Source organism: Pseudomonas sp. 210_17 TE3656 (assembly GCF_054821965.1).
Genome location: NZ_JBTRBC010000001.1, coordinates 4,225,167 through 4,244,511 on the forward strand (window position 1 = coordinate 4,225,167; position 19,345 = coordinate 4,244,511).

Consider the following 19,345-nt stretch of genomic DNA (forward strand, 5'->3'; position numbering starts at 1 on the left):
TTGTGAGACGTAAATTCTTGGTGCTGCTGGAAACCGGATTGATTCTGGCAGGCCTGATCCTGGGTTTTTCAGCCTGGAAAGTGAATTCGGCGCTGGAGCAGACTCTGCACGTTAGCCAGGAGCAATTGCTCGACGTGCCCACGGGTACCAACCCCAACCGCATGTTCTACCGCATGGAGAGTCAGGGCCTGCTGGACGATGCCTTCTGGCTGCGTCTGTACTGGCGCTTCAACATGGCGGGGGTGCCGCTGCACACCGGCGAGTACCGCATGACCCCGGGTATGACCGTACGCGACCTGTTTGAGGTCTGGCGTCGTGGCGATGTCGTGCAGTACAGCCTGACCCTGGTCGAAGGCTGGAACTTCCGCCAGGTGCGCTCGGCGTTGGCCAGGCACGAAAAAATCAAGCAGACCCTCGATGGCCTCAGCGATGCCGAGGTGATGGACAAGCTCGGTCACCCGGGAGTGTTCCCTGAAGGGCGTTTCTTCCCCGATACCTATCGCTTCGTGCGCGGCATGACCGATGTCGAGTTCCTTCAGCAAGCCTATGCGCGCCTGGATGAAGTGCTGGCCAAGGAGTGGGCGGAGCGTCCGGCCGACCTGCCGTATCGTGACCCGTACCAGGCGCTGATCATGGCCTCGCTGGTGGAGAAGGAAACCGGTGTGCCGCAGGAGCGCGGTCAGATCGCCGGGGTGTTCGTGCGTCGCATGCGCATCGGCATGTTGCTGCAGACCGACCCGACAGTGATCTACGGCATGGGAGAGCGTTACAACGGCAAGATCACCCGCGCCGATCTGCGCGAACCGACGCCGTACAACACCTATACCAATGCTGGCCTGCCGCCGACTCCGATCGCCATGGTCGGACGTGAAGCCATTCACGCGGCCTTGAATCCGACACCGGGCAGCAGCTTGTACTTTGTCGCTCGCGGCGATGGTAGTCATATCTTCTCTGACGACCTGGATGCGCACAATTCGGCGGTCCGCGAGTACCAGATCAAGCGCCGTGCCGATTACCGTTCGAGCCCGGCACCGGTGACTGAATCCGAGCCTGAGCCTGAGGCCGAGCCGCAGTCATCGGAACCCACTGAGGCTAACCCTGAGCCGGTGCCTGAAGCGTCGGCGCCAGCCACTGAAACCTCTTCGCAATGATCAACTGTAAGGACTCCCTGTGAGCGGCTTGTTTATCACCCTGGAAGGTCCCGAAGGCGCGGGCAAGAGCACCAATCGCGAGTACCTGGCCGAGCACCTGCGTGCCCAGGGTGTGGATGTGGTGCTGACCCGTGAGCCTGGCGGTACGCCGCTGGCCGAGCGGATCCGCGAACTGCTGTTGGCCCCTAGCGACGAAAAGATGGATGCCGACACCGAGCTGTTGCTGGTGTTCGCTGCCCGTGCCCAGCACCTGGCCGAAGTGATTCGTCCGGCCCTGGCCCGTGGTGCAGTGGTGCTCTGTGATCGATTCACCGATGCTACCTATGCCTATCAAGGTGGTGGCCGTGGCCTGTCGCTGGAGCGCATTGCCACACTGGAAAATTTTGTTCAGGGCACGCTGCGCCCGGACCTGACTCTGGTCTTCGATCTGCCGGTGGAAATCGGCCTGTCCCGCGCCGCGGCCCGTGGACGCCTGGATCGTTTCGAGCAGGAAGGCCAGGCCTTTTTCGAGGCCGTGCGTCAGGCCTACCTGGCACGCGCCAAGGCGGCCCCGCAGCAGTACAAACTGATCGACGCTTCGCAAACGCTGGCACAGGTGCAGCAAGCACTGGATGCCTTGCTGCCGCAGATCCTGGACCGCTGTCGTGGCTGAGGCCTTCCCCTGGCAGCAGGCGTTGTGGCAACAACTGGCCGGACGCACCCAGCACGCTCACGCCTATCTGCTGCATGGGCCGCAAGGCATCGGCAAGCGCGCGCTGGCCGAGCGGCTGATGGCCTTGTTGCTGTGTCAGCGCCCGGCCAATCTGCAAGCGTGCGGGCAGTGCAAATCGTGCCTGTTGCTGGCCGCCGGCAGTCATCCGGACAACTATGTGCTGGAGCCGGAGGAGGCCGACAAGCCGATCAAGGTCGACCAGGTGCGTGACCTGGTGTCCTTTGTGGTCCAGACCGCACAGTTGGGCGGGCGCAAGGTGGTGCTGATCGAGCCGGTCGAGGCGATGAACATCAATGCGGCCAACGCCTTGCTCAAAAGCCTGGAAGAGCCGTCCGGCAATACCGTGTTGCTGCTGGTCAGCCATCAGCCAAGCCGATTGTTGCCGACCATCAAGAGCCGTTGTGTGCAGCAGGCGTGTCCTTTGCCCAGCGCCACGCAAAGCCTGGCCTGGTTGAGTACAGCCTTGCCAGAGTGCGATGAGCATGAACGTCTGGAGCTGCTCAGCCTTGCTGCCGGCTCGCCCCTGGCCGCGGTCAGCCTGCAGGCGCAGGGTGTGCGCGAGCAGCGCGCACTGGTGGTCGACGGGGTGAAAAAGCTGCTCAAGCAGCAGCAATCCCCGAGCCAGCTGGCCGAAGCCTGGAATGCAATTCCCTTGCTGTTGCTGTTCGACTGGTTCTGTGACTGGTCGAATCTCGTCCTGCGCTACCAGTTGACCGAGGATGAGGAAGGTTTAGGCTTGAACGATATGCGCAAGGTCGTGCAGTACCTGGCGCAGAAGAGCGGTCAAGGCAAGGTTCTGCAGATCCAGGACTGGATTCTCGCCCAGCGCCAGAAAGTTCTGGCCAAGGCCAACCTCAATCGCGTGCTGTTGCTCGAAGCGCTGCTGGCCTCCTGGGCAATGTTGCCTGGCCAGCGTTGAGCCGGGCTGCCCCTTTATTTCATTTCAGTGTTGTCATCTGCCCATGCTTGTAGATTCCCATTGCCATCTCGATCGTCTCGACCTCACCGCTCACCAGGGTTCTCTGGATGCGGCCCTTGATGCTGCCCGCGCCCGTGGTGTCGGCCACTTCCTGTGCATCGGCGTCAGTGCCGACAACGCCAAGGCGGTCAAAGACCTGAGCGAGCGTTACAGCGATGTTGACTGCTCGGTAGGCATCCATCCGCTGGACCTGACTCCCGACGGTGCGCCGCCGCTGGAGTGGCTGCTCAAGGAGCTTGAGCACCCGCATGTGGTGGCCATCGGTGAAACCGGGCTGGATTATCACTACGAGCCGGAAGCGGCCGAGGTGCAGCAGGAGTCCTTCCGCCTGCACCTGCAGGCTGCGCAGGCTACCGGCAAACCGGTGATCATTCACACTCGTGCGGCGCGTGCCGACACCCTGAACCTGCTGCGCGAAGCGGACCTGAGTCAGGCCGGTGTACTGCATTGCTTCACTGAAGACTGGGACATGGCCAAGGCAGCGCTGGATCTGGGCTACTACATCTCGTTGTCCGGCATCGTGACCTTTCGCAATGCCGATGCCTTGCGCGACGTCGCCCGACAAGTGCCGGCCGATCGCCTGCTGGTCGAAACCGACTCGCCTTACCTGGCACCGATTCCGTATCGCGGTAAACCGAACCTGCCGCAGTATGTGCGGGAAGTCGCGGAGTTCGTGGCGATGGTGCGAGGTGAAAGCTATGAACAATTGGCCGGGCAGACCACTGCCAACTTCAAGCGCCTGTTCCCGCTGGCCCGGGTGAGCTGAACGACAGGCAAAAAAAACCCGGGTTCTGGGGGGTGAATCCGGGTTAAGACCATTAGGAGTAAAACAAAGGTACGCGGTCCCTGAGCACCTTTATCGGCGCGCCACTTGGGGGGATGCGCCACGCCAACACCTGAAGTATTGGTCAGGATTGGCGGGCTGCCAGCGGCTATTGCTCGTTTTTTAAACAGATTTGGAATACGGCCACGGCTGCTGAGCACTCATCGCTCTGCAATCTGCCGCACAATTGCCAGAGTTTCGTCGATTACCTGCCTGGGCGTGTAGAAATGCGGGGAAAAGCGCACGCCAGGCCCGCGAGTAATGCATACGACCTGTTCCTGCTTCAGGCGATGATAGGCGTCGGCGTTATCCACCCCGGCGATGCTGAACGAAACGATGCCGGAGCGGCGCTGCGGATCTTCCGGGCTGTGCAGTTGAACCCCGGGAATGGCCGCCAGCCCTTCATAGAGCCACTGCACCCGTTCTGCAAGCAGCGTCGATACCTGTTCTATCCCCACCTCTTCCAGCAGCGACAGGCTGGCGTCCAGCGCCGCCGCGCCGAGCATGTTCGGACTGCCGCATTCAAAGCGCCGGGCACTGCGGGCCGGCTCCCACTCGGTGCGGGTGTAGTCGCCCATGTGCTCGAGCATGTGCCAGCCGTATTCGCTGAGCTTCAGTTGTGGGCGAACCTCGGCGCGGCAATAGAAAACGCCGAGGCCTTCCGGGCCAAGCATCCACTTGTGGCCATCGGCCATGGCGAAATCGCACTGATAGGCTTGCACGTCGAAGGGCAGGGCGCCCAGTTGCTGAATGGCATCGATGCAGAACAGCACATTGCGCTCACGACAACCCTGGCCAAGCCGCACCAGGTCCAGGCGCAGGCCGCTGGCGAACTGCACGGCACTGATCGCCAGCAGGCGCACGCGCGGACCACAGGCGCCCAGCAGATCGGCTTCCGGATCCTGCCCCTTGAGGCTCACCTGGATCACTTCCACGCCCCGGTCGGCCAAGGCTTCCCAGGCGATGCGGTTGGAGGGGAACTCTTCATCGCTGATGACGATCCGGTCACCAGCCTGCCAATCAATACCGAAAGCAACGAACGAAAGGGCCTCTGAGGTGTTCTTGACCAGGGCGATGTCATCGGTCGATGGTGCGTTGGTCAGACGCATCAGGCGTTCGCGCAGGCGTTGCTCCATCGCCATCCAGTGCGGATAGTCCCTGGCGCCGAGCCAAACGTTTTCGTTGGCAAAGCGCGCAACTGCCTGGCTGGCCCTTGCTGGCCAGGGAGCGACGGCTGCGTGGTTCAGGTAGCGAAGGCCTGGAGCCTGTTCAAACTCATCAAGAAACATAGACATGGTCGGATGATCCGTGCATTTTGGCGCAAGTTAGGCATAATAACCGGCTTCGATTTTGATCCAGTCCTTCTTATGCAGAAAGAACCTCGTAAGGTCCGTGAGTTTCGTCGCCGTGAGCAAGAAATTCTCGATACCGCGCTCAAGCTGTTTCTCGAACAGGGTGAAGACAGTGTCACCGTCGAGATGATTGCTGATGCAGTCGGTATCGGCAAAGGCACGATCTACAAGCATTTCAAATCCAAGGCGGAGATCTACCTGCGCCTGATGCTCGACTACGAGCGCGATTTGAACGAACTGTTGCACTCTGCCGATGTTGATCGCGACAAGGAAGCCCTGTCGCGTGCCTACTTCGAATTCCGCATGCGCGATCCGCAGCGTTACCGCTTGTTCGACCGCCTCGAAGAGAAGGTGGTCAAGGGCAACCAGGTACCGGAGATGGTCGAGGAGCTGCACAAGATTCGTGCCTCCAATTTCGACCGCCTGACCCTGCTGATCAAAGGTCGCATCAGCGAAGGCAAGCTCGAAGACGTGCCGCCGTACTTCCACTACTGCGCCGCCTGGGCGCTGGTGCATGGCGCGGTGGCGCTGTATCACTCGCCGTTCTGGAGCAACGTGCTGGAAGACCAGGAAGGTTTTTTCCAGTTTCTGATGGATATCGGCGTGCGCATGGGCAACAAGCGCAAGCGTGACCCGGACGCCACCGGCAGCTGACCTGTTCAGCAGTCGAACGAAACTACTGGCGTGGCCCCCGCAGGAATATACTCAGGTATGAGGCTTGCAAAAACCTGATTTTTGAGTCAGGTTTTGCAGGCCCGATTCATCCATGCCGGAGTCATCCATGATCGTCGACCGCCAAGGCAGGCGTTTTCGCAATTTGCGTGTCAGCCTGACCGCTGCCTGCAACTACGCCTGCACCTATTGCGTGCCGGACGGCAAGCGTCTGGTGGCGGCCCAGGATGAGCTGTCTGCCGAGGCCATGGCCCGCGCTGTGGCCTACCTGATCGAAGCCGCCGGCATCGAGCGTTTGCGCATTACCGGTGGCGAGCCGCTGGTCAGCCCCAAGCTTGAAACCTTTCTGACTTCGGTCGCAGGCCTTGGCCTGGATGAAATCAGCCTGACCACCAATGGCCAGTTGCTGTCGCGCAAGCTGCCATTGTTGCGTGCGGCCGGTATCCGCCGACTCAACGTTTCCCTCGATACCCTTGATCCTGATGCTTTCCGGCGTATTGCCCGTGGTGGCGACCTGGCCACTGTGCTCGATGGCATGGAACAGGCCACAGCGGCCGGGATGAAAATCAAGGTCAACATGGTGCCCTTGCGCGGACAGAACTTCGATCAAGTGGTGCCGCTGCTTGAGTACTGCCTGGCCCGCGGCTACGAGCTGCGTTTTATCGAATTGATGCGCATGGGCCACCTGGCCCGTGACAGCAATGCCTTCCTGCAGCAGTTCGTCAGCCTCGAACACTTGCTGCAGTTGATCGGCGAGCGTTACGAATACTTGCAGGCCAATGCACCGGTGGATGCCACCGCGCTGCGTTATCAGATCCCCGGCCAGGGCTACTTTGGCGTGATCGCCAACGAAAGCGTACCGTTTTGCCGGACCTGTTCACGCCTGCGCCTGTCGTCCACCGGCTGGCTGCATGGCTGCCTGTCGTCGAGCAACCGTCACTATATCGGCGACTTGCTCGACAAACCGCGCCACCAGGCCTTGCCGGCGCTGCAGGGGTTGCTGGTCAAGGCCCTTGGCGACAAGCAGCCGGTGGCATTTTCCGGTGGAGCAACGGTGATGAAAATCATCGGTGGCTAAGACTGGCGCAAAAGCTGCATCTGTCAGCTGTTCGCCGGTTTTCCGTCACCGGCCACTGGAGGATAGATGCGTAGCCTGGTTTTGCTGCTGGCGCTGATGGCGCTGGGCGGCTGTATGAATGTCAGCGATATGGGCGAGGGTGTCCGTTATCACATGAGTGATGCCGGTCTGCTCGATCACAGTGATACCCGCCGTTCGCTGTCGGTGCGCCTGCAGCCTGATTCATTCATTTACATTGGTCAGGGTGCCTTCGTCCCTCCTGGCAAGGGGCCTTATCCACGGCCCAACGTGGTGGCCGAAGAAGCCTTCAAGGGCTTTGTCGAATACTTCCCCATGGTCCGTCGCGCTCAGGGGCCGTTGGGGCTGGAGCAGGCGCTGGTCGAGGCGCGTGGAGTGGGGGCGCATTACTTGCTCTATGCGCGCTTTGCCCGTACCGATGACCGTATCGGCAATGGCGATGAATGGTATGACGAGCAGGCCGTCGACCGTCTGGGTATCGATACCGGTGTGATCCAGTTGATGCTCATCGAAACCAATACCCGCTACCTGATCGATACCACACGGATCAACAGCCGTGGCGGATTGCTGACGTTTCACGACAACACGCCGGAAGATTTGCTAGGGCCGCCGCTTGAGGATTACGCTCGTAGCCTTTTGGGCATGAGTCGTTGAGGAGAGGGTGATGACCGATACCGGCAAGGCTATAGATCTGCTGACGCAGATTCCCAAGTCCGAAAAGGGGCTGCCACCGGTGCATCTGTGGAACCCGGACTTCTGTGGCGATATCGACATGCGTATCGCCCGTGACGGTACCTGGTACTACCTGGGCACGCCGATCGGGCGCAAGCCGATGGTGCGGTTGTTCTCCACCATCATTCGCCGCGACGGCGACGATTACTTCCTGGTGACGCCGGTGGAGAAGGTCGGCATCAAGGTCGATGATGCGCCATTTGTTGCCGTCAGCCTTGAAGTCGAAGGTGAGGGGGAGCAGCAGGTACTGCGCTTCACCAGCAATGTCGAGGATCAGGTCGAAGCAGGCCCCGAGCACCCTTTGCGTTTCGAAATCGATGCGCAGACCCAGGAGCCATCGCCCTATGTGCATATGCGCAGCAACCTTGAGGCGCTGATCCATCGCAATGTGTTTTATCAGCTGGTGGAGCTGGCCGTACCGCAGCAGATTGCCGGGGAGCAATGGCTGGGGGTCTGGAGCAGCGGCACCTTCTATCCTATTGGTCGCAGCTGATTAGCCTCCGCGTTTTTCCCCGAATTGGCGCTTTTTACCTCGTGGTGGCCGGCATAACCTGCCGCTATCCCCCATCACGAGGCAGTGCCAATGAAACCGCGTCTGTTACCTGTCAGCACCCTGATCGTCGCTAGCCTGTTTACCCTGCCGGGCGCTTGGGCCCATGGTCCGGAGCCGGGCCAGGAGGCGGTCAAGATCCTGCAAGAGCAATTGCCGAGCAATGCCGCTGGCAAGAAAGCCATCATGCTCACGGTCAGTTATGCACCAGGACAGAAGTCCGTGGCGCATCAGCATCCGGGGGCAGTCATGGCTTATGTGCTCGAAGGCACGGTGGTGTCCCAGCTCAAGGGCGAGCCCAAGCCGGTGACTTACAAGGCGGGTGAGTTCTGGTACGAAGCGCCGGGGTCGGTGCACCTGGTGTCTTACAACGCCAGTGAGACAAAGCCGGCAAAATTGCTGGTCTGGTCGCTGGTGGATGAGCCGCTGCCAGTGACCGAGCCTTATCAGCCGTAGGGCAGGGTAAATACCGAGAGGCTGAAACGAAAAAACCTCCAGTGCTCAGCGCAACTGGAGGTTTTTCAAGTGTTTGGCTCCGCGACCAGGACTCGAACCTGGGACCCAATGATTAACAGTCATTTGCTCTACCGACTGAGCTATCGCGGAATCTGTGGCGTATCTTACTGATTGCTAAGGGGAAGTCAAGCCTCCCCCTGGCAAAAAGTCAGTTACAGGACCTCGACGATAGCCTTGGTCACCACATCGATGTTGCTCTGATTCAGGGTGGCCACGCAGATACGACCGGTATCCAGCGCGTAGATGCCGAACTCGTTCTTCAGGCGTGCGACCTGATCGACGCTCAGGCCCGAGTACGAGAACATGCCGCGCTGACGGGCGACGAAGCTGAAGTCGTGCTCAGGTGCCTGGGCAGCCAGCAGCTCAACCATCTGCTTGCGCATGCCGTGGATGCGCTGGCGCATCTCACCCAGTTCCTCTTCCCACATTGCACGCAGTTCCGGGCTGTTGAGCACGGTGGCGACGATGGTGGCGCCGTGGGTCGGCGGGTTGGAGTAGTTGGTGCGGATCACGCGCTTGACCTGCGACAGCACGCGCGCGCTCTCTTCCTTGGACTCGGTGATGATCGACAGCGCACCCACGCGCTCGCCGTACAGCGAGAAGGATTTGGAGAACGAGCTGGAGACGAAGAAGTTCAGGCCCGACTCGGCGAACAGGCGCACGGCGAAGGCGTCTTCGTAGATGCCGTCGCCAAAGCCCTGGTAGGCCATGTCGAGGAATGGCACGTGGCCCTTGGCCTTGACCACTTCCAGGACATTTTTCCAGTCGTCCAGGCTCAGGTCGACGCCCGTCGGGTTATGGCAGCAGGCGTGCAGCACGATGATCGAGCCGGACGGCAGGGCGTTGAGGTCTTCGAGCATGCCGCTGCGGTTGACGTCGTGAGTAGCGGCGTCGTAGTAGCGGTAGTTCTGCACCGGGAAACCAGCGGTTTCAAACAGGGCACGGTGGTTTTCCCAGCTCGGGTCGCTGATCGCCACTACGGCGTTTGGCGAAACCTGCTTGAGGAAGTCGGCACCGATCTTCAGCGCGCCGGTACCGCCAACGGCCTGAGTGGTGATAACCCGGCCAGCAGCCAGCAGTGGCGACTCGGCACCGAACAGCAGCTTCTGTACGGCCTGGTCGTAGGCGGCGATGCCGTCGATCGGCAGGTAACCGCGGGAAGCGTGCTGGGCAGCGCGCTGGGTTTCGGCTTCGATCACTGCACGCAGCAGTGGGATACGCCCTTCTTCGTTGCAGTAAACACCTACACCCAGGTTGACCTTGTTGCTACGGGTATCGGCGTTGAAAGCTTCGTTGAGGCCCAGAATGGGGTCGCGTGGTGCCAGCTCGACAGCGGAAAACAGGCTCATTATTACCTTGGCTCTGAATGGAGAGTGGAAGAGGTCGCACGCTCCAGTCGAATGCACTAGAGCGGTGCACAAACGGGGAGTCAGTATAGTGATACCCATCGGTCACGGCGACAGTCTGACGCAGCTTTTCCTGTTGTTTCGCCGATTATTTTTCGACCGTTAGTCGAATTGACCGGTCCATACTCACATCATTGCGTTGAAACTGGCGTTCGAGAGCCCTAATTCGGTATAAGTACTGTCTATAAATACAGTTGCCAGCGTCTGCGATAAAAACGTCGCGATTACACAGAGGTTTGTCATGTCCGAGTTTCAGCTCGTCACCCGTTTCCAGCCGGCCGGCGACCAGCCCGAAGCCATTCGCCTGATGGTCGAAGGCATTGAAGCGGGCCTGGCGCATCAGACCCTGCTCGGGGTGACTGGCTCGGGCAAGACCTTCAGTATCGCCAACGTGATCGCCCAGGTGCAGCGGCCGACCCTGGTGCTGGCGCCGAACAAGACCCTGGCAGCGCAGCTGTACGGCGAGTTCAAGGCATTTTTCCCCAACAATGCCGTGGAGTACTTCGTTTCCTACTACGACTACTACCAGCCCGAAGCCTATGTGCCGTCGTCCGATACCTTCATCGAGAAGGATGCCTCGATCAATGACCACATCGAGCAGATGCGCCTGTCGGCAACCAAGGCGCTGCTGGAGCGTCGCGATGCGATCATCGTTACCACGGTGTCCTGCATCTACGGTCTGGGCAGTCCGGAAACCTACCTGAAGATGGTCCTGCACGTGGACCGTGGCGACAAGCTCGACCAGCGCGCCTTGTTGCGCCGCCTGGCCGACTTGCAGTACACCCGCAACGAAATGGACTTTGCCCGCGCCACCTTCCGTGTGCGTGGCGATGTGATTGATATCTTCCCGGCCGAATCGGACCTTGAAGCCATCCGCATCGAGCTGTTCGATGACGAAGTGGAGAACATTGCCGCCTTCGATCCGCTGACCGGCGAAGTGATCCGCAAGTTGCCGCGTTTCACCTTCTACCCCAAGAGCCACTACGTGACCCCGCGTGAAACCTTGCTTGAGGCGGTGGAGGGCATCAAGGAGGAGCTGCAGCAGCGGCTGGAGTACCTGCACAAGGCCAACAAGCTGGTCGAGGCCCAGCGCCTGGAGCAGCGCACCCGTTTCGATCTGGAAATGATCCTCGAGCTGGGTTACTGCAACGGCATCGAGAACTACTCGCGCTACCTCTCCGGTCGTCCGGCCGGAGCGCCGCCACCGACCCTCTACGATTATCTGCCGGCTGATTCATTGCTGGTGATCGACGAGTCCCACGTCAGCGTTCCGCAGGTCGGGGCGATGTACAAGGGCGACCGCTCACGCAAGGAAACCCTGGTCGAGTACGGCTTCCGCCTGCCTTCGGCGCTGGACAACCGGCCGATGCGTTTCGATGAGTGGGAAAGCGTCAGTCCGCAGACGATCTTCGTTTCCGCCACGCCCGGGAACTATGAAGCTGAGCATGCCGGCCGGGTTGTGGAGCAGGTGGTGCGGCCGACCGGTCTGGTCGACCCTCAGGTTGAAGTGCGCCCGGCCACCACCCAGGTCGACGACCTGCTCTCGGAAATCCGCAAGCGTGTTGCCGTGGAAGAGCGTGTGCTGGTCACCACCCTGACCAAGCGCATGGCCGAAGACCTCACCGATTACCTCGCCGATCACGACGTGCGGGTGCGCTATCTGCATTCGGATATCGACACCGTGGAGCGCGTCGAGATCATCCGCGACTTGCGCCTGGGGACCTTCGATGTACTGGTGGGGATCAACCTGTTGCGCGAAGGTCTGGACATGCCCGAGGTGTCGCTGGTGGCAATCCTCGATGCCGACAAGGAAGGCTTCCTGCGTTCCGAGCGTTCACTGATCCAGACCATCGGCCGTGCAGCGCGCAACCTCAATGGCCGGGCGATCCTCTATGCCGACAGAATTACCGGCTCGATGGAGCGGGCTATCGGCGAAACCGAGCGTCGTCGTGACAAGCAGATTGCCTTCAACGAAGCCAACGGCATCGTGCCCAAGGGCGTGGTCAAAGACATCACCGACATCATGGAAGGCGCCAATGTGCCCGGCTCGCGCAGCAAGAAGCGCAAGGGTATGGCCAAGGCCGCCGAAGAAAGCGCACGCTACGAAGCCGAGTTGCGCTCACCTGGCGAGATTGCCAAGCGGATCAAGCTGCTGGAAGAGAAGATGTACCAGTTGGCGCGGGACCTGGAGTTCGAGGCGGCGGCGCAGATGCGCGACGAAATTACCGCGTTGCGCGAGCGTTTACTTACGGTTTGAGGTCCTCATCGCGGGACAAGCCCGCTCCCACAGTGGGAGCGGGCTTGCCCCGCGATGCGATCAATGAGCTTCGCCTGCCTTCAACCCCAGCGGCAACTTGCGCGTCATCATCACCGCCAGCATGCTGATCGCCAGGCCGATACCGACAAAATGGAAGGCATCGTTGTAAGCCATGATCATCGCCTGCTGATGGGTGATTTCACTCAGCTTGCCCAGCGCTGCGCTATCGCTTCCCAGGCGTTCCGAAAGCTGCGCCAGACGCTCTGCTACCTGAGGGTTGCTCGGCACGACGGACTCACGCAAGTAATCGAAGTACACCTTGGTTCGTGCATCCAGCAGCGTCGCCAGCAAGGCAATGCCGATGGCACCGCCAAGGTTGCGCAGGATGTTGAACAGGCTCGACGCCGAGCCTGCATCCTGAGGCAGGATGTAGCTGGTGGCGATCAACGAGATGGTCACCATGATCATTGGCTGGCCAAGGGCGCGGATGATCTGGATATGGTTGAACTGTTCGCCGGCAAAGTCCGGATTGAGTACCCCGGAACCGAAGCTGGCCAGGCCGAACAGGCCGAAACCCAGGGTGCAGAGAATCTTTGGTGAAATCACCTTCATCAGCTGCGGCACCAGCGGAATCAGAAACAGCTGCGGAATACCCATCCACATGATCACTTCGCCGATCTGCAAAGCGTTGTAGTTCTGGATTTGTGCCAGGTACAGCGGCAGCAGGTAGATCGAGCCATACAAACCCACCCCCATTCCCAGGCTGGCGATACTCGACAGGCCGAAATTGCGGTTACCGAGAATGCGCAGGTTGATCAGCGGATTGGGTTTGGAAAACTGCAGGATCACAAAGGTGATCAGGCTCAGCAGGGCGATGCTACCGAGGCTGACGATCAGGCTCGACTCCAGCCAGTCCTTGCGATGGCCTTCTTCCAGGAACACCTGCAGGCAGCCCAGGCCGACACCAAGCGTAACAATGCCGGCGTAATCGGTGCTTTTCAGCAGTTCCCAGTGCGATTCTTTCTTTTCCAGGCCATACAGCAGGCCGCCGATCATGATCAGGCCGGGCGGGATGTTGATGTAGAAGATGTACTCCCAGCCCCAGTTTTCGGTCAGCCAGCCGCCCAGGGTAGGGCCGATGGAGGGGGCAAAGGTGGCGGTCATGGCAAACATCGCCATGCCTTTGGCGCGATGGTGTTCGGGCAGTTTGATCAGGGTCAGGGTGAACGCCAGGGGAATCAGCGCGCCGCCGGTAAAGCCCTGCATGGCGCGGAAGATGATCATGCTCTCCAGGTTCCAGGCCATGGAGCACAGCAACGACGACACCAGAAAGCCCAGCGACACCCACACCGCCAGGCGCCGCGCCGACAGCAACTGCACCAGCCAGGCGGTCAGCGGAATCATGATGATCTCGGCCACCAGGTACGAGGTGGAGATCCACGAGCCTTCTTCCAGGGTGGCCGAAAGGGCGCCCTGGATGTCCTTGAGCGAGGAGTTGGTGATCTGGATGTCGAGCACCGCCATGAAGGCGCCGAGCATCACGCTCATCACCGCGATCCAGTCGCGTCGGCTGGGTTCGCCGACAGGACGGATCAGCGAATCACCGGCCATTGTCGGTAGTGTCCCGGATGTCCACAGTGGCGGTGACCGACATGCCCGGACGGATCCTGCCGCTCAGCGGGTTGTCGGCGGCGAAGGTCAGCTTCACCGGAATACGCTGCACCACCTTGGTGAAGTTGCCGGTGGCGTTGTCGGGTGGCAACAGGCTGAATTGGGCGCCGGAGGCGGCGAACAGGCTGTCGACCCGGGCTGCGATCGGCGTGTCGGGATAGCTGTCGAACACCAGTTCGGCGGTCTGCCCCGGCAGCATGCGGCCAATCTGGGTTTCCTTGAAGTTGGCCTGGATCCAGATGTCCTGGTCCGGAACAATCGACAGCAGGTAGGCGCCAGCCTGCACCACCTGACCATTACGGGCGGCACGCTGGCCGATCATGCCGCTGATCGGCGCGTGGATTTCGCTACGGGTCAGGTTCAGCTCGGCCTGGGCCAGTTCGGCACGGGCGTTGACGATCTGCGCGTCCAGGCGCTTGATTTCAGCGCTCAGGGCGTTGATCTGCTGGCGCTGGCCTTGCAGGTCGGCCTGCGCCTTGCTCACTTGGGAGCGGGCGACGTGGTTCTCTGCCGACAGGGTGGTCACCCGTTCTTCGGAGACGTAGCCCGGTTTGCGCAGGGCCTGAGCACGGTTGAGGTCCAGCTCGGCGCGCCCCAGGGTGGCCTGGTTGGCGGCGACCTGGGCCTGGCCGGCGGCAATCAGGCTGGATTGTTGGGTCAGGCGGCTTTCGGCTTGCAGGCGCTCGGCTTCACGGGTGGCGAGGGCGGCGCGGGCACGTTCCACGGCCAGGCGGAAATCGTCCGGCTCAAGGCGCACCAGCAGATCGCCCTTGGCCACATGCTGGTTGTCCTGAACCAGTACTTCATCGATGCGCGCGCTGAGCTGGCTGGAAACCCGGGTGATTTCACCCTGTACATAAGCGTTGTCGGTGCTCTCGTAGAAGCGTCCTTTGACATACCAGTGGGCGAAAAAGGCGAGGGCGATGAACAGAACCAGGGTCAGGAAAACCAGCAGGCGGCGTTTGAGTTGAGCGGGCATGGGGTACTATCGTTCCAAAAATGTAAGCAAATTTAACCGTGTTTGGATCCGCCACCACAAGTGCTGATCGCGCCCATTGCTGGAGCCCGGTGCCTGCTCCCTGTTAACATCCAGCCTTTGATTCATCTCTAGTTCGAGACTCTCATGACCACCGTTCGCACGCGTATCGCGCCTTCGCCTACTGGCGATCCCCACGTCGGCACCGCCTACATCGCCCTGTTCAACTACTGCTTTGCCAAGCAGCACGGCGGCGAGTTCATCTTGCGTATTGAAGATACCGACCAGCTGCGTTCGACCCGCGAGTCCGAACAGCAGATCTTCGACGCCCTGCGCTGGCTCGGTATCGAGTGGAGCGAAGGTCCGGACGTCGGCGGCCCGCATGGCCCGTACCGGCAGAGCGAGCGCGGCGACATCTACAAGCAGTACGCCCAGCAACTGGTCGACATGGGTCACGCCTTCCCGTGCTTCTGCACCGCCGAAGAGCTGGACCAGATGCGTGCCGAGCAGATGGCCCGTGGCGAGACCCCGCGCTACGACGGTCGCGCCTTGCTGCTGTCGGCCGAAGAAGTGCAGCGCCGCCTGGCTGCTGGCGAGCCGCATGTGATCCGCATGAAGGTCCCGAGTGAAGGCGTCTGCGTGGTACCGGACATGCTCCGTGGCGATGTCGAGATCCCATGGGACCGCATGGACATGCAGGTACTGATGAAGACCGACGGCCTGCCGACCTACTTCCTGGCCAACGTCGTCGATGACCACCTGATGGGCATCACCCACGTGTTGCGGGGCGAGGAATGGCTGCCGTCGGCGCCCAAGCTGATCAAGCTGTACGAGTACTTCGGTTGGGAGCAGCCAACCCTGTGCTACATGCCGCTGCTGCGTAACCCGGACAAGAGCAAGCTGTCCAAGCGCAAGAACCCGACCTCGGTGACTTTCTACGAGCGCATGGGTTTCATGCCGGAAGCGATGCTCAACTACCTGGGGCGCATGGGCTGGTCGATGCCGGACGAGCGTGAAAAGTTCTCCCTGGCCGAGATGGTCGAGCACTTCGATCTGTCGCGGGTTTCCCTGGGCGGGCCGATTTTCGACATCGAGAAGCTGTCCTGGCTCAACGGCCAGTGGCTGCGCGACCTGCCGGTGGAAGAGTTCGCCGCGCGGGTGCAGAAGTGGGCGTTCAACAGCGACTACATGATGAAGATCGCGCCACATGTGCAGGGCAGGGTAGAGACCTTCAGCCAGATTGCCCCGCTGGGCGGCTTCTTCTTTGAAGGCGCGCTCAAGCTCGATGCCAAGCTGTTCGAACACAAAAAACTCTCGGCCGACCAGGTGCGTCAGGTTATCCAGTTGATCCTGTGGAAGCTGGAAAGCCTGCGTCAGTGGGAAAAAGACCGCATTACCGGTTGCATCCAGGCCGTGGTCGAGGCCCTGGAACTGAAGCTGCGTGATGCCATGCCGCTGATGTTCGCCGCGATCAGCGGCCAGGCCAGCTCGGTGTCGGTACTCGACGCCATGGAAATCCTCGGCCCGGACCTGACCCGCTATCGCCTGCGCCAGGCCCTGGACCTGCTCGGTGGTGTGTCGAAGAAAGAAAACAAAGAGTGGGAGAAGCTGTTGGGCACGATTGCCTGATAGCTATCGCGGGGCAAGCCCGCTCCCACCGGTGGGAGCGGGCTTGCCCCGCGAAGAGGCCTCAAACCCCAGCAAAACCGGGGTGAATCACCAAGCTGGACGGTAAGTGTTTGTTATCTCGGAAAAAATTTTCAGAATTTGTTGAAAATTTATTTGACAGGTCTGCAATCCGATCTTAATATGCGCCCCGTCCACAGCGATGAACGAAACGAAGCGCGAAGCACCCAGCCAAGCGATTCAGTTCAAAGCGACATTGTGGGGCTATAGCTCAGCTGGGAGAGCGCCTGCATGGCATGCAGGAGGTCAGCGGTTCGATCCCGCTTAGCTCCACCAAATTCCGATTCGTAGTCATCTACACTGACTGCGGAGTCAACCGGGTTCCAGCGGCCGGGTTGTTAAGGTAAGAAGGTTCGTCCCCTTCGTCTAGTGGCCTAGGACACCGCCCTTTCACGGCGGTAACAGGGGTTCGAGTCCCCTAGGGGACGCCAGTTTTACACAAGTGATGTCGAAAGAGATCGCTGGGCCGCGAGGCTAGAAATCTGGGGCTATAGCTCAGCTGGGAGAGCGCCTGCATGGCATGCAGGAGGTCAGCGGTTCGATCCCGCTTAGCTCCACCAATTTTGCCAGGATTCGTGAAAACGGATCTGTACGAAGGTTACAAGTCCCCTTCGTCTAGTGGCCTAGGACACCGCCCTTTCACGGCGGTAACAGGGGTTCGAGTCCCCTAGGGGACGCCATTTTACCCACTTTGTGGGATTTCAAGGCTCATTCGATTATTGAATGAGCCTTTTGTTTTTGTCTCGAAAAAAGTTCTCCTCTCCCTTCTTCTTCCTCTGTGCGACAAGCGGCAGGGGAAAGTGCTTGCAGAAAAATATTATGAGAATAATATTCTACTCATAATATTCGGAGGCAAGTCATGAACGACAAAAAAGCGAAAACCCGTGAACGGATTCTTGATGCCGCCTGCAGCGCACTGATCCAGCACGGTCCGGCCGAACCCAGCGTCAACCAGGTCATGGGCGCTGCCGGGCTTACGGTAGGGGGCTTCTACGCGCACTTCGACAGCAAGGATGCTCTGATGCTCGAAGCCTTCAGCCAGCTGCTTGCAGAGCGTCGGGCGCTGCTTGCCGAGGTTGACCCGAACATGAGCGGCGAAGAGCGTCGTGCCCTGGTTGCCGCTTTCTACTTGTCGCGCAAACACCGTGATGCCACCGAGCGCGCCTGCCCGCTGCCCAACTCCCTGGGTGAGATGGCGCGGCTGCCGGATACCTTCCGTCAGGTGCTGGGCGAACACATTGAATTGATGATGGCCAATCTTGCTGACAGCCCTGAAGAGGCCGACAAGGTCCTCGCCGACCTGGCGTTGATGGTCGGTGGTCTGGCCTTGGCCCGTGCTCTGGGCACAGACGAGCTGTCTGACCGTATCCTGCGTGCCGCCAAATCGGCGGTGGTCTGATCGAGCGACACCCACCGGAGCGAAGCGATGAATACCTTGAGCTGGATTCGTAGCGTCAACGGCACCCTCGGACGGCTGGCGCCTGAACATGTTGCGGGCAAGATGCGCCGCGCCTTCATGACCCCGCGCAACCTGCCGCCGCGTGAGTGGGAGTTGCCACTGCTGGCCCGCGCCGAGCGCATAACGTTGCGCTTCGGTTTGTCGGCGCTGCGCTGGGGGCAGGGGCCGACGGTCTTGTTGATGCACGGTTGGGAAGGGCGCCCGACCCAGTTCGCGCACCTGATCGATACCCTGGTGCAATCCGGTTACACCGCTGTGGCCCTGGAAGGGCCGGCCCACGGTCATTCACCGGGCAATCAGGCGCATGTCGTGTTGTTCGCCCGGGCGCTGCTGGAAGCCGCTGCCGAGTTGCCGCCGTTGCATGCGGTCATCGGCCATTCCATGGGGGGCTCCAGTGTCATGCTCGCCCTGCAGTGGGGGCTGCGTGCTGAAGCGGCGGTGAGTGTTGCCGCGCCGGCGCAGTTGCTGGGGGTGTTGCGTCGTTTCGCCAATCACCTGGGTATGCCGACCCGTGCGCGGGCGGCTTTTGTGCGTCAGATTGAACGGGATGTCGGTATTCCGATCGGACGCCTGGATGTCGGCGGCTATCAACTGGAAATCCCGGCACTGATCGCCCACGCTGAAGACGATATTCTGGTGCCAGCCAGTGAGGCTCAGGCGATTCACCGGGCCTGGTTCGACAGTCGACTGTTGATGCTGCCCGATGGCGGTCATCAGCGCGTACTGTCCGATCCAAAATTGATCGACGGCGTCATGGCACTGCTGGCGCGTCGTCTTGTACCGGCGCGGCAATCGGCCTGAGCATCCGTTACACTCTGCCCGTTCATCACAGACCTGGAGCGGGCATGAGTTGGGATCTGGCAACACCGTTCACGATTGATCTGCGCGTCGCTGCCGACGATATCGATGGCCTCGGCCACGCCAATAATGCGGTCTACGTCACCTGGCTGGAGCGCTGTGCCTGGCGCCATTCCCAGCGTCTGGGGCTGGACCTGGCCGAGTACCGGCGCCTGGACCGGGCGATGGCCGTGGTGCGTCATGAGATCGACTACCTGGCGGCCGCCTATGAAGACGACGAGTTGCAGTTGGCGACCTGGATCGTCGACTGGGATCAGCGCCTGAAGATGACCCGACGCTTCCAGTTGGTGCGGCCCAGTGATGGCACTACGTTGCTGCGTGCGCAAACCACCTTCGTCTGCATCGAGTTATCCACAGGGCGGCCCAAGCGCATGCCGAGCGAATTTATCGACGGCTATGGGCCGGCGCTGATGGCCGGAACACTGTAGTCCGCGGATTTTGCTAGACTG

The 19,345-nt window shown here is 60.6% G+C and carries 18 protein-coding genes and 5 tRNA genes; 18 read left to right on the forward strand and 5 right to left on the reverse strand.

The features are described 5' to 3' along the window. Positions 1-2: 2 nt before the first annotated feature. The 4 genes from mltG to ACVI9W_RS19865 are packed head-to-tail and all read left to right on the forward strand — an operon-like array spanning position 3 to position 3,608. Positions 3-1,151, forward strand: a complete 1,149-nt coding sequence (gene mltG, locus ACVI9W_RS19850; RefSeq protein WP_461530926.1) for an endolytic transglycosylase MltG — start codon at positions 3-5, stop codon at positions 1,149-1,151. Positions 1,152-1,170: 19 nt separating this feature from the next. After that, on the forward strand, positions 1,171-1,803 hold the full coding sequence (tmk, locus tag ACVI9W_RS19855; RefSeq protein ID WP_461530927.1) for a dTMP kinase: 633 nt from the start codon (positions 1,171-1,173) through the stop codon (positions 1,801-1,803). Continuing rightward, positions 1,796-2,782, forward strand: coding sequence for a DNA polymerase III subunit delta' (locus tag ACVI9W_RS19860; RefSeq protein ID WP_461530928.1), 987 nt, complete (start codon positions 1,796-1,798; stop codon positions 2,780-2,782). Before tmk ends, ACVI9W_RS19860 begins: the two co-directional genes overlap by 8 nt. Before the next feature lie 43 nt (positions 2,783-2,825). Beyond that, a complete protein-coding gene (locus tag ACVI9W_RS19865) occupies positions 2,826-3,608 on the forward strand; it encodes a TatD family hydrolase (protein WP_461530929.1) in 783 nt (260 codons plus the stop codon). A gap of 218 nt (positions 3,609-3,826) precedes the next feature. Here the strand turns inward: ACVI9W_RS19865 and ACVI9W_RS19870 are convergent, their stop codons facing one another. Beyond that, positions 3,827-4,960, reverse strand: coding sequence for an aminotransferase class V-fold PLP-dependent enzyme (locus tag ACVI9W_RS19870; RefSeq protein ID WP_461530930.1), 1,134 nt, complete (start codon positions 4,958-4,960; stop codon positions 3,827-3,829). A 72-nt stretch (positions 4,961-5,032) separates the two neighbouring features. On the opposite strand from ACVI9W_RS19870, the gene ACVI9W_RS19875 reads away from it, so the two are divergent. The 5 genes from ACVI9W_RS19875 (at position 5,033) to ACVI9W_RS19895 (ending at position 8,523) form a co-directional block, all read left to right on the forward strand. Beyond that, a complete protein-coding gene (locus ACVI9W_RS19875) occupies positions 5,033-5,671 on the forward strand; it encodes a TetR/AcrR family transcriptional regulator (protein ID WP_038608617.1) in 639 nt (212 codons plus the stop codon). A gap of 127 nt (positions 5,672-5,798) precedes the next feature. Then, positions 5,799-6,767 carry a GTP 3',8-cyclase MoaA gene (locus ACVI9W_RS19880; RefSeq protein WP_461530931.1) on the forward strand — a complete coding sequence of 323 codons (969 nt, stop codon included), beginning with the start codon at positions 5,799-5,801 and terminating at the stop codon, positions 6,765-6,767. A 66-nt stretch (positions 6,768-6,833) separates the two neighbouring features. Beyond that, positions 6,834-7,439 carry a DUF4823 domain-containing protein gene (locus ACVI9W_RS19885; protein ID WP_157191740.1) on the forward strand — a complete coding sequence of 202 codons (606 nt, stop codon included), beginning with the start codon at positions 6,834-6,836 and terminating at the stop codon, positions 7,437-7,439. 10 nt (positions 7,440-7,449) lie between these two features. After that, the gene (locus tag ACVI9W_RS19890) at positions 7,450-8,010 is read left to right on the forward strand and encodes a DUF1285 domain-containing protein (RefSeq protein WP_461530932.1); all 561 of its coding nucleotides are present in this window, start codon (positions 7,450-7,452) and stop codon (positions 8,008-8,010) included. A gap of 90 nt (positions 8,011-8,100) precedes the next feature. Then, the gene (locus ACVI9W_RS19895; RefSeq protein ID WP_461530933.1) at positions 8,101-8,523 is read left to right on the forward strand and encodes a cupin domain-containing protein; all 423 of its coding nucleotides are present in this window, start codon (positions 8,101-8,103) and stop codon (positions 8,521-8,523) included. 74 nt (positions 8,524-8,597) lie between these two features. Here ACVI9W_RS19895 and ACVI9W_RS19900 read toward each other — a convergent pair. Together ACVI9W_RS19900 and ACVI9W_RS19905 are read right to left on the reverse strand one after the other, a co-directional pair. Further along, positions 8,598-8,673, reverse strand: a tRNA-Asn gene (locus ACVI9W_RS19900). Positions 8,674-8,735: 62 nt separating this feature from the next. Next, positions 8,736-9,932 (reverse strand): amino acid aminotransferase, encoded by a 1,197-nt coding sequence (locus ACVI9W_RS19905; protein ID WP_191833386.1) that lies wholly within the window; start codon positions 9,930-9,932, stop codon positions 8,736-8,738. Between the two features lie 298 nt (positions 9,933-10,230). Between ACVI9W_RS19905 and uvrB the strand changes: the two genes are divergently transcribed. After that, the gene (gene uvrB, locus ACVI9W_RS19910) at positions 10,231-12,246 is read left to right on the forward strand and encodes an excinuclease ABC subunit UvrB (protein ID WP_157191744.1); all 2,016 of its coding nucleotides are present in this window, start codon (positions 10,231-10,233) and stop codon (positions 12,244-12,246) included. A 60-nt stretch (positions 12,247-12,306) separates the two neighbouring features. Here uvrB and ACVI9W_RS19915 read toward each other — a convergent pair whose 3' ends face one another. Both ACVI9W_RS19915 and ACVI9W_RS19920 read right to left on the reverse strand, forming a co-directional pair. Next, positions 12,307-13,857, reverse strand: a complete 1,551-nt coding sequence (locus ACVI9W_RS19915) for an MDR family MFS transporter (protein WP_461530934.1) — start codon at positions 13,855-13,857, stop codon at positions 12,307-12,309. Next, a complete protein-coding gene (locus ACVI9W_RS19920; protein ID WP_461530935.1) occupies positions 13,847-14,896 on the reverse strand; it encodes an HlyD family secretion protein in 1,050 nt (349 codons plus the stop codon). Before ACVI9W_RS19920 ends, ACVI9W_RS19915 begins: the two co-directional genes overlap by 11 nt. 144 nt (positions 14,897-15,040) lie before the next feature. Between ACVI9W_RS19920 and gltX the strand changes: the two genes are divergently transcribed. The 8 genes from gltX (at position 15,041) to ACVI9W_RS19960 (ending at position 19,324) form a co-directional block, all read left to right on the forward strand. Next, positions 15,041-16,522 (forward strand): glutamate--tRNA ligase, encoded by a 1,482-nt coding sequence (gene gltX, locus ACVI9W_RS19925; protein ID WP_038608639.1) that lies wholly within the window; start codon positions 15,041-15,043, stop codon positions 16,520-16,522. A gap of 257 nt (positions 16,523-16,779) precedes the next feature. Continuing rightward, positions 16,780-16,855 (forward strand) — tRNA-Ala (locus tag ACVI9W_RS19930). Positions 16,856-16,934: 79 nt separating this feature from the next. Continuing rightward, positions 16,935-17,010: transfer RNA gene (locus ACVI9W_RS19935), tRNA-Glu, on the forward strand. Positions 17,011-17,063: 53 nt separating this feature from the next. Then, a tRNA-Ala gene (locus tag ACVI9W_RS19940) sits at positions 17,064-17,139 on the forward strand. A gap of 44 nt (positions 17,140-17,183) precedes the next feature. Then, positions 17,184-17,259 (forward strand) — tRNA-Glu (locus tag ACVI9W_RS19945). Between the two features lie 179 nt (positions 17,260-17,438). Next, positions 17,439-17,978 carry a TetR/AcrR family transcriptional regulator gene (locus ACVI9W_RS19950; RefSeq protein WP_038608642.1) on the forward strand — a complete coding sequence of 180 codons (540 nt, stop codon included), beginning with the start codon at positions 17,439-17,441 and terminating at the stop codon, positions 17,976-17,978. Between the two features lie 27 nt (positions 17,979-18,005). Continuing rightward, positions 18,006-18,839, forward strand: a complete 834-nt coding sequence (locus tag ACVI9W_RS19955; protein ID WP_461530936.1) for an alpha/beta fold hydrolase — start codon at positions 18,006-18,008, stop codon at positions 18,837-18,839. 44 nt (positions 18,840-18,883) lie between these two features. Next, the gene (locus tag ACVI9W_RS19960; protein WP_191834022.1) at positions 18,884-19,324 is read left to right on the forward strand and encodes an acyl-CoA thioesterase; all 441 of its coding nucleotides are present in this window, start codon (positions 18,884-18,886) and stop codon (positions 19,322-19,324) included. The last annotated feature ends 21 nt before the right edge of the window (positions 19,325-19,345 follow it).